General features: G+C 70.5%; 11 protein-coding genes. 8 read left to right on the top strand and 3 right to left on the bottom strand.

Translation table 11 applies throughout. The features are described from left to right. Nucleotides 1–221: 221 nt before the first annotated feature. The 8 genes from EBO15_RS40840 to EBO15_RS40800 all read left to right on the top strand — a co-directional run bounded on the left by EBO15_RS40840 (nt 222) and on the right by EBO15_RS40800 (nt 8898). Nucleotides 222–626 carry a dihydroneopterin aldolase gene (locus EBO15_RS40840; RefSeq protein WP_122199817.1) on the top strand — a complete coding sequence of 135 codons (405 nt, stop codon included), beginning with the start codon at nt 222–224 and terminating at the stop codon, nt 624–626. Then, the gene (gene folE / locus EBO15_RS40835) at nt 623–1201 is read left to right on the top strand and encodes a GTP cyclohydrolase I (protein ID WP_122199816.1); all 579 of its coding nucleotides are present in this window, start codon (nt 623–625) and stop codon (nt 1199–1201) included. The genes EBO15_RS40840 and folE overlap by 4 nt, the downstream gene beginning before the upstream one ends. A 3-nt stretch (nt 1202–1204) precedes the next feature. Further along, on the top strand, nt 1205–1717 hold the full coding sequence (gene folK, locus EBO15_RS40830; RefSeq protein WP_122199815.1) for a 2-amino-4-hydroxy-6-hydroxymethyldihydropteridine diphosphokinase: 513 nt from the start codon (nt 1205–1207) through the stop codon (nt 1715–1717). Then, a complete protein-coding gene (locus EBO15_RS40825) occupies nt 1717–3246 on the top strand; it encodes a hypothetical protein (protein WP_122199814.1) in 1530 nt (509 codons plus the stop codon). The genes folK and EBO15_RS40825 overlap by 1 nt, the downstream gene beginning before the upstream one ends. Nucleotides 3247–3248: 2 nt before the next feature. Further along, nucleotides 3249–3983, top strand: coding sequence for an SDR family oxidoreductase (locus tag EBO15_RS40820; RefSeq protein ID WP_122199813.1), 735 nt, complete (start codon nt 3249–3251; stop codon nt 3981–3983). 41 nt (nt 3984–4024) lie between these two features. Beyond that, nucleotides 4025–5761 (top strand): arginine--tRNA ligase, encoded by a 1737-nt coding sequence (gene argS, locus EBO15_RS40815; RefSeq protein WP_378239787.1) that lies wholly within the window; start codon nt 4025–4027, stop codon nt 5759–5761. Nucleotides 5762–5855: 94 nt separating this feature from the next. Next, nucleotides 5856–6815, top strand: coding sequence for a phosphotransferase family protein (locus EBO15_RS40810; RefSeq protein ID WP_122199811.1), 960 nt, complete (start codon nt 5856–5858; stop codon nt 6813–6815). A 625-nt stretch (nt 6816–7440) separates the two neighbouring features. Continuing rightward, on the top strand, nt 7441–8898 hold the full coding sequence (locus EBO15_RS40800) for an MFS transporter (protein ID WP_122199809.1): 1458 nt from the start codon (nt 7441–7443) through the stop codon (nt 8896–8898). A gap of 72 nt (nt 8899–8970) precedes the next feature. On the opposite strand, the gene glpK is transcribed toward EBO15_RS40800, so the two are convergent. From glpK to EBO15_RS40785, 3 genes are all read right to left on the bottom strand, one after another. Further along, nucleotides 8971–10488, bottom strand: coding sequence for a glycerol kinase GlpK (gene glpK, locus EBO15_RS40795; protein WP_122199808.1), 1518 nt, complete (start codon nt 10486–10488; stop codon nt 8971–8973). A gap of 42 nt (nt 10489–10530) precedes the next feature. Beyond that, a complete protein-coding gene (locus EBO15_RS40790; RefSeq protein ID WP_122199807.1) occupies nt 10531–11370 on the bottom strand; it encodes an MIP/aquaporin family protein in 840 nt (279 codons plus the stop codon). A 171-nt stretch (nt 11371–11541) separates the two neighbouring features. After that, nucleotides 11542–12139: thiamine pyrophosphate-dependent enzyme (locus tag EBO15_RS40785; protein WP_233616816.1), on the bottom strand; the 598-nt coding region annotated here is incomplete at its 5' end.

The following is a 12139-nucleotide window of genomic DNA, read 5'->3' as shown; positions in this document are numbered from 1 at the left end:
ACCGCGCCATCGCCGCCTACATCCGCTGGCACAACCACAACACCCACCCGAAAACCAACTTCGCCGCCAGCTCCCCGATCCGATCATGGACCAGTTACCCCAGCAAGGTTGCGTAACGAGCCACTAGTACGCACACCCTCTCCACGCCGTCGCGTTTGTGCGGCGCACTGAGGAGCAACGGCCCACACCCGTCGGGCCGACCAACCCAGGAGGGGGCCGCCGTGGATGTCATTGAGGTGGAGGGTCTGCGTCTGCGCTGCGTGATCGGGGTGCACGGGCAGGAACGCCGGGGCCTGTCGGACGTCGTGATCGACCTGCGGATCGAGCCCCCGCTCCCCGTGGTCGACGCCGTCGACGACCCTGCGAGCGTGTGGGACTACAAGCCGCCGACGAAGGCGGTCATCGCGTTCGTCGAGTCGTCGACGTGCCGGACGGTGGAGGCGCTGGCGTCGACGATCGCACGGATCCTCATCGTCGAGCACGGCGCCCGTTCGGTGCGGGTCCGCGTCCACAAGCCGGGAGCGCTCCGCTACACCGACAGCGTCGGCGTCGCGCTGGAGAGAACCACGAGCGACTATGAGCCGCAGAACCGTCCACAGCGCACCACGGCGGGAGTTCTCGCATGAAGCTCGCGAACCCCGCCTACTCCCGCACCCTGTCGGCTGAAGAACACGCCGCCGGCCTCCTCGCCGCGCTCGGCGTAGACCTCGACACCGAGTCCACGCGGCGCACACCCGAGCGCATGGTTCACGCGCTGCAGGAGCTCATGACGCCCCGAGCCTTCAACCTGACGACCTTCCCCAATCTGGAGGGGTACACCGAGCTGGTCGCCCAGCACGGAATCCCGGTGGTGAGCCTCTGCGAGCACCACGCGCTCCCATTCACGGGTCAGGCCGTCGTCGCGTACCTCCCTGACGAGCGGATCGTGGGGCTGAGCAAGCTCGCGCGGGTCGTTGAGATGTTCGCCTCCGGCCCTCAAGTGCAGGAGCGCCTCACCAAGCAGATCGCCTCCTACCTGCATGACCAGCTCAAGGCCCGCGGGGTGGGTGTGATGATCCGCGCCGAGCACATGTGCATGACCCTGCGTGGCGCGCAGGCCCCTGGGACAATCACGCTCACCACGTCCCTCACCGGCGAGTTCCGCGACGACGCGCGGTCACGACAGGAGTTCTTCGCAATCGCCCACGAAGGGCGGCGGTAGGCGATGGGTACCGTGTTCATCGGTCTCGGCTCCAACATCTCGCCCGACGTCAACTTGCCGCTCGCGGTGAAGGCTCTCGCGGAGCTCCGACCGGTCACGCGGGTCTCGCCGGTCTACCGCAGCACGCCGGTCGGCGGCGTGAACGGCGGAGACTTCCTCAACGCGGCAGCAGCGCTGACCTACACGGCCCGTGACGTCGCCGACCTGGTGGCGCTGAAGGAGTCGCTCACCCTGGTCGAGGAGCGACTTGGCCGCGTTCCGTCGACCAGCTGGCGCCCGCGGACGATCGACCTGGACATCCTGCACACCGACGGGCTCACGGGTCCGTACGGGGAGCACTGGGAGGTGCCGCACCCGGACGTGTCCCGGTTCGCACACGTCGCGGTTCCGCTGGCCGACATCGCCCCGGACGCCCTGATCGGAGGCCGCCGCGTCCGGGACATCGCTGCCGAGCTGCGGGCCGCCGGACCGCAGTTGCACCCCTGCGACAGCCTGCGCCTAGGCGAGGTGGCCTGATGGGTACGCCGATCGATTGGGCACCGCCCCTTGCTGGCCGCGCCATCGCGATCATGTGCATGCCCTGTCAGTTCGACCGCGGGTACTTCGTTCCGACGTCCTCGCTGGTGCTCGCTGACCTGTCCGGCAGCCAGCAGCCGCATCCGGTGCTCGAACTCGCGCGAGCCCTCGCTACGCCGACGGTGCCTATGCCGCCCGAAGCCAAGACGATCCTGGTGATCTTCGATGACCTGGACCCGGCACGGAACTGGATGCTCCCGCCCGGGACCGACGGAGCCGCCGCCGTTCGGGAAGCGTGGCCGGCGGCTCGGGCTGCCGCGGTCGAGGCGCTCGCGGTGGCGCCTCTGCCGGTCGAGGTGGTGGCGCTCAGCGAGTTCCTCGCCAGCGACCGCGAACGGTACGAGCAGTTGCTGAACGAGTACGCCGAGCGACTCGCCCGCTGCCTCGACGACCCCGGCGGAGCGACAGCGGCGCGGCAGGTGATGCGGCGGCAGATGCAGCGGCGCGCACGCTGGGGCAGCAGCCGAGTCGACGTCGACGACGCACGTCAGCGGGCAGCGCGGTGCGTCGCGAACTACGCCGTTCAGGGGGACCTGGTCGTCGCCGGGCGCGCGGCGGGCTACCTGTCGTGGAGTGAGGAGGAGATCCCGACGATGGCCGTGTTCGATCCGCGGATCGCCGACGTCGTCGTTGACCTGCCGTCGCCTATCCCTGCGTCGGGGAGCAGGGCCCTGGTCGACGAGGCGCTGCCGCCTGGGCCGCGCTGGGCGGAGCTGCGGGAGACTCTCCCCCTCTACCTTGATGATCTGCCGCGCACGCCGGGTGCGGTCGCCCCAGGGCTGGCCGCGGACGCCGTGGCCGCCGTGGGGAAGATCCTTACGCCAGGGCTGGTCGAAGTCGGTGAGGCCGAGGTGACGGCGCTCAACGCGATCCTGCCCGGCGGGCCCACGAACCGGGCGCGTGTTCGGGAACTGTTGGACGGCCTGCTCGGGCTGCTCCGGCAAGGGCCAGACCCGGGGAGGGTTTGGCTGGTCGACGAGTTCGCCCGGAAGATCACGGCCCACCTGATCGCCCGCTACGACGACGAGGACATCGAGGTCGAGCACGCCCGGCACCGGCTGATCGTCGATGCGCTCGTCGAGGCATTCCCTGCGGACCAGCAGGTGGCGCTTGTCCTGTCCGGCTCGCTCGTGAGCGCGCCCGCGGGGGTCTGGCATCCCTACCTATCGGACATCGACGTGATGCCCGTCCGGATACAGACCCCGACATCTGACGAGGTCACCGCCCTGCAAGACGTCTACGACCGGGTCGGGCGCCCTGACTGGCTGTACCTCAATATGGGGTCCTGTATAGGCGTCGGAGGCGTGACCGAGGAACCCCGCTCCCGATTGTTCGTCGTCGAGAGGGCCGCTGACCTCACAGCCGCCGAGCGGGTACTGATCACCCACCTGGCGCGGCAGACCCGCCTCATCGCCGGGCCGCCCACCATCTGGCAGGCGTTCTGTGAAGTGCACGGACTAGCGGCGTAGCCGTGGCTCGATATCGCACAGCGCTCGTCACCGGGGCCGCCTCGCGCATCGGGGCGGCCCTGGCCGCGGCGCTCGCCGCCGACGGCTACACGCTTCACCTGCACACAGGCCATGACCAGGCGCGGCTCCATGCTAAGGCGCAGACCCTCCGGGCGCGATATGGCGCCGCTGTCACCACGCACGTTGTCGACCTTGCCGACCAAGGCGCGGTGAGCCGGTGGAGCGCGGTGTTGCGGGATCTGCGCGTGGACCTCCTGGTCAACAACGCCTCGGCGTTTCCCGCCACGCGGCCGCTGTCCAGCATCAACTGGGACGACCTGCACCACGCCCTGGCGGTGCACCTGCTGGCACCGCTGGACCTGGTCCGGGTCGTGTCCCGCGGGCGCGGCGGGCACGTGGTGAACGTCCTGGACGCCAGGCTCAGGCTCCTTGACGGGCAACGCCTCGACTACGAGCTGGCCAAGCACACCCTCGCCCAGTCGACGCTACTGCTCGCGAAGGCGCTCGCTCCCAAGGTCAGGGTGAACGCTCTGGCGCCGGGCCTGGTCCTCCCCCCGGTCGATGCCGGCCACGGGCCGAACTGGCTCGTCGACCAGGCCCGAGAGCGTGCGGTGCTCCAGCGACCCGCCCGCCTTGACGACCTGTCGATGGCTTTGCGGTTTTTGGAGCATGCCATTTCGGTAACTGGGCAGGTCATCAATGTCGACTCTGGGGAGCATCTGGGGCCCCGGCGGTAGCCTGACCGCACCATTCCACCGAGCAAGAGGGAGTCGTCGTGCTGTCCGACCTGGGCAACGAGTTGGAGGCACGTGTCGCTCGCGCCGTTCGCGCCGCGTTCGGCATCGAGATCAGCGGCGAACAGGCCGTGATCCGACCCTCCGCGCCCGGCCGACGCGCCGACTACCAGTGCAACGCCGCGATGCCCCTCGCCAAGCAGCTCAAGCTGGCGTCCCGGGAGGTCGGCGAGCAAATCGCCGCGCACCTCGACACCACCGGCCTGGAAGCGCCTGAAGTCGCCGGGCCCGGCTTCATCAACCTGACTTTCACCAGCGAATTCCTCGCTTCGAACCTGCTGGAACTGGCCGCCGACACCCGGCTCGGTCTGCCCCTGCAGGACCCGCGGCGGGTCGTGGTCGACTACAGCTCGCCGAACATGGCCAAGGAGATGCACGTGGGGCACCTGCGCTCCACGATCATCGGCGACGCCCTCGTCCGCATGCTGGAGGAACTCGGCCACGAGGTGATCCGGCAGAACCACCTCGGCGACTGGGGCACCCCGTTCGGCAAGCTCGTCGAGCACCTGGTCGACGAAGGCCTCGCAGGCGGCGACGAGATCGACATCGCCGACCTGAACGCCTTCTACGTCGAGGCGTCGCGCAAGTTCGACGCGGACCCGGCATTCGCCGAGCGGTCCCGCAAGCGGGTCGTCGCGCTCCAGGCAGGTGACCCCGCCACGCTCGTCCTGTGGGAACGACTGCTCAACGAGAGCAAAAGACACATCGAGGCGGTGTACGCCAAGCTCGGTGTCAAGCTCAGCCCCGTCGACTACAAGGGCGAGTCCGCGTACAACGACGTGCTCGCACCGACCTGCGATGAGCTGACCGCCAAGGGCCTCGCACGGATCTCCGAAGGCGCGCTGTGCGTGTTCCCGCACGGCTTCGTGAACCGCGACGGCGATCCGATGCCACTGATCATCCGAAAGCGGGACGGCGGCTACAACTACGACACCACCGACCTCGCGACCATCCGCTACCGCTCCCAGGAGCTCAAGGCGGACGACCTGCTGTACGTCGTCGGCGCGCCCCAGTCCCTCCACTTCGAGCTGATCTTCGCCGCTGCCCACGAGGCCGACTGGCTGCCCACGACCGCCCGCGCCGTACACGTGGCGTTCGGCAGCGTCCTGGGCAGCGACGGCAAGATCCTCGCCTCCCGGTCCGGTGCGAGCCTCAAGCTCGCCGATCTCCTCGACGAGGCCGTCCGGCGCGCCACCGAAGTCGTCGCCGAACGCAGCGACCTCGCGCCCGAGCAGCAGGCCAGCATCGCCCACGCGGTCGGGATCGGCGCGGTCAAGTACGCGGACCTGTCGGTCGCCCGCGATAAGGACTACCTGTTCGACTGGGACCGCATGTTGTCGCTGGACGGCAACACGTCCGTCTACCTGCAGTATGCGGGCGCGCGCATCCACTCCCTGCTCCGCAGAGCGGAGATGAACGCCGACGACGCGCTCAGTGTTCCGCGGGTGGAGCTCATCGAGGACGCCGAGCGGGCCCTCGCGCTCAAACTCAGCCAGTACCCCGCAGCCGTCTCGCTGGCCGTCCGGCACTCCGAGCCGCATCGCCTGGCGACCTACCTGTACGAGACCGCCACCGCGTTCTCGACGTTCTACGAACACTGCCCGGTACTCAAGGCCGAGGGCCCAACCCGCGAGAGTCGGCTCGCCCTCGCGGCACACACCGCCCGCGTCCTCGCACGCGGGCTCGGCCTACTGGGGATCGACGCGCCTGAACGTCTCTGACGACGCCTCACCTCGCAGGAAGCGCGCCACTGGCTCTCGGAACCGGCGGCGCGCTCCTGCATCCACCCCCAGAGCGAACCCCGAGGGGCAGGCCATGACCACCACCAACCGGCTGGGCTGGGCCGACCTACCCGCCCAGGTCCGCGACGCTGTCACCGAGGCGCTTGGAACCCGGATCACCCAGGCTCGTGGCTGCACTGGTGGGTTCTCCCCGGGCTTGGCCTCCCGCCTCGACCTCGATGACGGCCGCACCGTTTTCGCCAAGGCCATCAGCGTCGGACGCGATCCTCACGCTCCCGGCTTGTACCGACGGGAGGTCCAGGCCATGCGCCAGCTCCCCGGCGCAGCGCCGGCCCCCCGTCTGCTGTGGAGTCTGGACGACGGGGATTGGGTCGTCCTGGTACTGGACTGGATCCCCGGGGCCATGCCGGTGCAGCCTTGGCAGCCCGCCGACCTCGAACTCGTCGTCCGAACGCTCGCCGAGATGACCGAGATACTCACACCCGCCCCGCCCGGCGCCCTGCCGATCGCGGTTGACCTGGCCGACAACTACAGCAGTTGGCGACGCCTCGCCGCAGCACCCGACACCGGCGTGGACCGGCTGCCCGACTGGGCCCGTACCCACCTCGGCGCCCTGGCCGCCCTGGAAGCCGGATGGGACAAGGCCACCGGCGGCGACACCCTGGCGCACACGGACCTCCGCGCCGACAACCTCCTGCTCACCGGCCAAGACGACCGGCCCGTGATGCTCGTGGACTGGGCGTATGCCGTCGCTGCCGCACCCTGGGTCGACCTCGTCATGCTCCTGACGTCTGCGGCCGTGCACACCTCGGACGTCGAACAGATCTGGCGGTCCTCCCAGCAGGCACGTCTCGCCGACGACGCCCAGGTCAACGCCCTGCTCGCCGCCATGTGCGGCGACTACCTGACGCAGTCGATGCGACCCGCTCCACCCAACATCCCTGGTCTGAGGGCCCATCAGCGGGCGAAGGCCGATGCCGCCTGGCATTGGCTCACGACGCGGCCAGGCGGCGCACCTTTCGGAGCCCCCTGACGGCACTACCGCCGTTCCGCCAGGACGAGGGCGAGGCCGACGGTGAGCTGCGTGCACTGGTCAATGGTCATACGCCCAGCATCAAGGGCCTGGCCACCAGGGCTCAGCCTCGGCGAACTCGCGGAGCGCCAGGCGACAGGGAGCCGCTGAGCGGAGGCCCTGACCTCGTCGCTCGCTCCCGCCATATCTCGACCCACCGCGCGACCTCACCAGGGTCTGCCCCTGCTCGCGGAGGCTCGGCAGGCTGGTGGTGGTCGCGCCCAGGATGAGGCCAGCGGTCTGGGCACGGAGCTCCGCCGGAGCAGGCCGTGCGATGTTCACGCAGGACGCCGGCGCACCAGGATGGCCCCGGCCCGGCGCGGCTGACGGGCCCGGCATGTGGACGTCGCTGACGGCCACTTGTGACGTGCGCTCGTCGGTCGGTGCTGGTTTCGGTGGGGCGGTGGCGGTCGCTTCCGTGTCGCCTCAGGGGTTTGACCACTGGTGGGTGTGTCCCCGGGGGTCTGCGGCGCCATACGCGCCTACCGGACATGTCGCCAGAAGTCTGGCGGGTGAGCCAGGTGGTGTCAGTACCAGTATCACGGGGCTCTCGGCACCGGTATCAAAGCGGATGGAAGCTACATGCATGACATTTCCGACCGAACGCATGAAGGGCGTGCGGGCGTCCTCCGCACGGTCTACCGGCCCGATGCTGGCGCTGCTGCTGCTCGGGCAGTTCATGGCCATCCTCGACGTCAACATCGTGAACGTCGCGCTGCCGACGCTGCGCGCGGACCTGCACGCGAGCGGCGCGGGCCTGCAACTGGTCGTGGCCGGATACATCATCGCCTACGCGGCGCTTCTGATCACCGGGGCCCGGCTCGGTGATCTGCTCGGGCACCGCCGGGTGTTCCTCGGCGGGCTCGCGCTGTTCACAGTGGCCTCGCTGGCGTGCGGGCTGGCTCCGACGACCGGGTTCCTCATCGTCGTGCGGTTCCTCCAGGGCATTGGGGCCGCGCTGATGACGCCGCAGGTCATGAGCATGATCCAGCGCGGGTTCCAGGGGCCCGCGCGGGCCCGGGCGCTCAGCATGTACGCGATGGTGATCGCAGGCGGCGTCGTTGTCGGGCAGGTGCTCGGCGGGCTGCTGGTCAGCGCGGACCTGTTCGGGTCGGGCTGGCGGCTGGTGTTCCTGGTGAACGTGCCGATCGGCCTGGTGCTGCTCGCCGCCGGGCCGCGACTGCTGCCCCGCGCGGACGAGGACCGGCGCGGCGGCCTGGACCCGGTGGGGCTCGCCGTCCTGACCCCGGCGCTGGTCCTGCTCGTCGTGCCGCTGATCCTGGGACACGAGCTCGGCTGGCCCGCGTGGAGCTGGGCGGCGCTGGCGGCCAGTGCCGTGCTGTTCGTCGTGTTCGCGCTGGTCGAACGGCGGTTCGCGGCGCGTGGCGGGCGTCCGCTGATCTCCGGGCGGGTGCTGCGGGCGCCCGGCATCCTGGTCTGCGCGGTCACGCTGGTGTTCGGCCCCGGCTCGTGGGGGTCGTTCCTGTTCACCACCACGCTGCACCTCCAGGGCGACCTGAAGATGACGCCGCTGAAGTCCGGGCTGGCGTTCGTCCCCTGTGTGCTGGCGTTCGCCGTCGTCAGCCTCTACTGGCAGCGGCTGCCGGCGCGGTGGCACCGCCGGCTGATCCCGATCGGGTTCGCGGTCGCGGCGGCCGGCTACCTGTGGGTCGGGCCGCTCGCGTCCGGGGGCGCGGCCTACCTCGCGCTCACCGCCGTCATCGGGCTCGGGCTCGGCGTGATGCCGATCGTCATGACGAACGCGCTGGCGAACGTCCCGCCCGAGGACGCCGCCGACGCCAGCGGGCTGCTGCTGACCGTCATGCAGGGCGGGCAGGTGATCGGCATCGCGACCATCGGCACGCTGTTCCTCACCCGGTTCGAGGCGAGCGGGTCCACCCGGCACGCCGAGTACGCCACGGGCTGGTCGCTGGCCGCGCTGGCGGCGGTCGCCGCGCTCGGGGGGCTGCTGCTGAACCTGCGCCGCCCGGCGCGGGTTCAGGATGCCGAGGCGGAGCAGCGTCCGGTCGCCGTCGAGGTGTGACCACGGAACGCGGAACCGCCCGCACCGGATCGTCCGGTGCGGGCGGTTCCCGTAGGCCGGCGGGTCAGGACGTCACTCGACGTCGACCCAGCCGAAGGTGCGTTCCACGGCCTTGCGCCAGCCCGCGTATCCGGACTCGCGCTGGGCCTCGTCCCACGTGGGCGTCCAGCGCTTGTCCTCGTTCCAGTTCTGGCGCAGTTCGTCGGTCGAGTTCCAGAAGCCGACCGCCAGGCCCGCCGCGTACGCGGCGCCGAGCGCGGTGGTCTCGGCGACCACCGGACGCGACACCGGGACGCCGAGGATGTCGGCCTGCATCTGCATGCACAGCTCGTTCGCGGTGACGCCGCCGTCCACCTTCAGCACGTCCAGCGAGACGCCCGAGTCCTCCCGCATCGCCTCGACGACGTCGCGGGACTGGTAGCAGATCGCCTCCAGCGTCGCGCGGGCCACGTGGGCGTTGGTGTTGAACCGGGACAGCCCGACGATCGCGCCGCGCGCGTCGCTGCGCCAGTACGGCGCGAACAGGCCGGAGAACGCCGGGACGAAGTAGACGCCGCCGTTGTCCTCGACCTGCGCGGCGAGCGCCTCGCTCTGCGCCGCGCCGGAGATGATGCCGAGCTGGTCGCGCAGCCACTGGACGGCCGATCCGGTGACGGCGATCGAGCCCTCCAGCGCGTACACGGGCGCGGCGTCGCCGAGCTTGTAGCAGACGGTGGTGAGCATGCCCGCCTTGGAGCGGACGAGGTCCTGGCCGGTGTTGAGGAGGAGGAAGTTGCCGGTGCCGTAGGTGTTCTTGGCCTCGCCCGGGGAGAAGCAGACCTGCCCGACCGTCGCGGCCTGCTGGTCGCCGAGGTCGCCGGTGAGCGGCACCTCGCCGCCGAGCGGGCCGTCCGCGCGGGTCACGCCGTACGGGTCGGGTGAGGACGACGGCCGGATCTCGGGGAGCATCGCGCGCGGGACGCCGAAGAACGACAGGAGCTGGTCGTCCCAGTCGAGGGTCTCCAGGTCCATCAGCATCGTGCGGCTGGCGTTGGTGGGGTCGGTGACGTGGACGCCGCCGTCGGTGCCGCCGGTGAGGTTCCACAGCAGCCAGGTGTCGATGTTGCCGAAGACGGCCTCGCCGTTCTCGGCGGCCTCCCGGACGCCGTCGACGTTCTCCAGGATCCACTGGATCTTGCCGCCGGAGAAGTAGGTGGCGGGCGGCAGCCCGGCGCGGTGCCGGATGGTCTCGCCGCGCCCGTCGCGTTCGAGGGCGCTGGCGATGCGGTCGGTGCGGGTGTCCTGCCAGACGATGGCGTTGTAGTAGGGACGGCCCGTGCGCCGGTTCCACACCACGGTCGTCTCGCGCTGGTTGGTGATGCCGAGCGCGGCCAGGTCGCCGTGGGACAGGTTCGCCCGGTTGAGGGTCGACTGGATGACGGCGCGGGTGCGCTCCCAGATCTCGGTCGGGTCGTGCTCGACCCAGCCCGCCCGGGGCAGGATCTGCTCGTGCTCCAGCTGGTGGCGGGCGATCTCGTTGCCGCCGTGGTCGAAGATCATGAAGCGGGTGCTCGTGGTGCCCTGGTCCAGTGCTCCGACGAAGTCGGCCATCGGCACTGCTCTCCTCGCTGGTCGGGGTGGGGACGGCGGCGGTCAGGACTCCTGCGGGGCGGCGCGGCTCGGCTCGGCCGCGTCCCCGGCGTCCTCGGGGTCGGTCAGGTGGTTCCCGATCAATACCAGGTAGAGGCCCGCGCCGACGAGCCCGCCGATCAGCGGGCCGATGATCGGCACCCAGAAGTAGAGATCGTGGTTCTGGTCGCGCCACGCTCCCCCGAACCCGGTGAGGTACTCGGCCAGGCGCGGGCCGAAGTCGCGGGCGGGGTTGATGGCGTACCCGGCGTCGGTGCCCCAGGCCATCCCGATCGCGACGACCAGCAGGCCGATGACGACGGGCGCGAGGTTGGCGAGCGGCGGGTTGTTCTTGAGGTCGGTGAGGGCGAGGACGAGGAACAGCAGGATCGCGGTGCCGATGACCTGGTCGCGGAGCGCTCCCCAGTGGCTGACCGGGAGCGTTCCATTGCCGGGGAGGGTAGAGAACACGCCCTGGGTCTTCAGGGTGTGGCCGGGGTCGGCCTTGGCGAGCACCTCGGAGTAGTTCCAGCGGACGATGAGGGCCGCCACGAACGCCCCGGCGACCTGGGCGCCCATGAACGGGACGACCTTGCGCCAGGAGAAGCCCTTGAAGACCGCCAGGGCCAGGGTCACGGCCGGGTTGAGGTGCCCGCCGCTGATCGTCGCGGACGCGTAGACGCCCAGGGTGACGCCGAGGCCCCAGGCCCAGGCGATGCTGTCGTGGTTGCCGATCCCTCCCGCGACGACCTGCGCCACGACTCCGACACCGAACAGGATGAGGATCAGGGTTCCGGCGAACTCGGCGGCCATCTCGCGGCCCAGCCCGGTCAGCCGGAAGGACGTTCTCAGTCGTTCCGCCATGCTCTCCTCCTAGGGGCGGTGTGACGTGAGACACAACTGACGCGAAGGTAAGTACTGGGGCTGAAACGGTCAAGCCCTATCCCCCGGACCGGATCGGGGGTATACGGGCGCGACGCGGCGCCCCGTCCCCGCGCGAGCCACAGGGGAATGTCCTCGCCTCCTGAAGGGCCGTCAGTCGCCCTGGGAGGCGTCCGTCATCCACCAGGCGGGATGGTCGGACGTGACCTTCGCCTGGACCAGGAACGGACGGTCACGGGGACCGGACAGCCAGTCCCGCACCGGCTCGAGATCCTCCACCCGCCGGACGGTCAGCGCGTCGCAGCCGTACGCGCGGGCGACCCCGGCGAGGTCGGCGGGCGGGAACGTGACCGTGTCCAGGGGGTGCCCGTGCGCGCCGAAGCGGTGCGCCTCGGAGCCGTACGCCTCGTCGTCGTAGACCACGACCAGCAGGCCGAGGCCGAGCCGCGCGGCGGTGTCGAGCTCGGCCGCCGACATCATCGCGCCGCCGTCGCCGAGCGCCGCGACGGTGAGCCGGTCCGGGCGGGCGAGGGCCGCGCCGACCGCCGTCGCGAGGCCGAGGCCGACGGCCTGGAAGCCCTGCGTGAAGACCAGGCCGTCCGCGTCGGGGACGTCGAGGTACATCGTCGGGTAGCCCATGAAGTTGCCCGAGTCGACGGCGACGGTGCGCTCTGCGGGGAGCAGGTCGTCCAGGGCGATGCTGAGGGCGCGCGGGTCGATCCGGACGCCGTCCGAGCGGTCCTTGAACGGC

Source organism: Actinomadura harenae, assembly GCF_003696215.1.
In the GTDB taxonomy this organism is placed as follows: domain Bacteria; phylum Actinomycetota; class Actinomycetes; order Streptosporangiales; family Streptosporangiaceae; genus Spirillospora; species Spirillospora harenae.
The sequence above is the reverse complement of the archived record's forward strand: the minus strand, read 5'-3'. Positions and strand labels throughout refer to the sequence as shown.

Bases quoted from the DNA above. Each gene is read 5' to 3' on its own strand.
- folE (WP_122199816.1), top strand. From the start codon at position 623: ATGAAGCTCGCGAACCCCGCCTACTCCCGCACCCTGTCGGCTGAAGAA.
- folK (WP_122199815.1), top strand. From the start codon at position 1,205: ATGGGTACCGTGTTCATCGGTCTCGGCTCCAACATCTCGCCCGACGTC.
- EBO15_RS40825 (WP_122199814.1), top strand. From the start codon at position 1,717: ATGGGTACGCCGATCGATTGGGCACCGCCCCTTGCTGGCCGCGCCATC.
- EBO15_RS40810 (WP_122199811.1), top strand. From the start codon at position 5,856: ATGACCACCACCAACCGGCTGGGCTGGGCCGACCTACCCGCCCAGGTC.
- EBO15_RS40800 (WP_122199809.1), top strand. From the start codon at position 7,441: ATGACATTTCCGACCGAACGCATGAAGGGCGTGCGGGCGTCCTCCGCA.
- glpK (WP_122199808.1), bottom strand. From the start codon at position 10,488: ATGGCCGACTTCGTCGGAGCACTGGACCAGGGCACCACGAGCACCCGC.
- EBO15_RS40790 (WP_122199807.1), bottom strand. From the start codon at position 11,370: ATGGCGGAACGACTGAGAACGTCCTTCCGGCTGACCGGGCTGGGCCGC.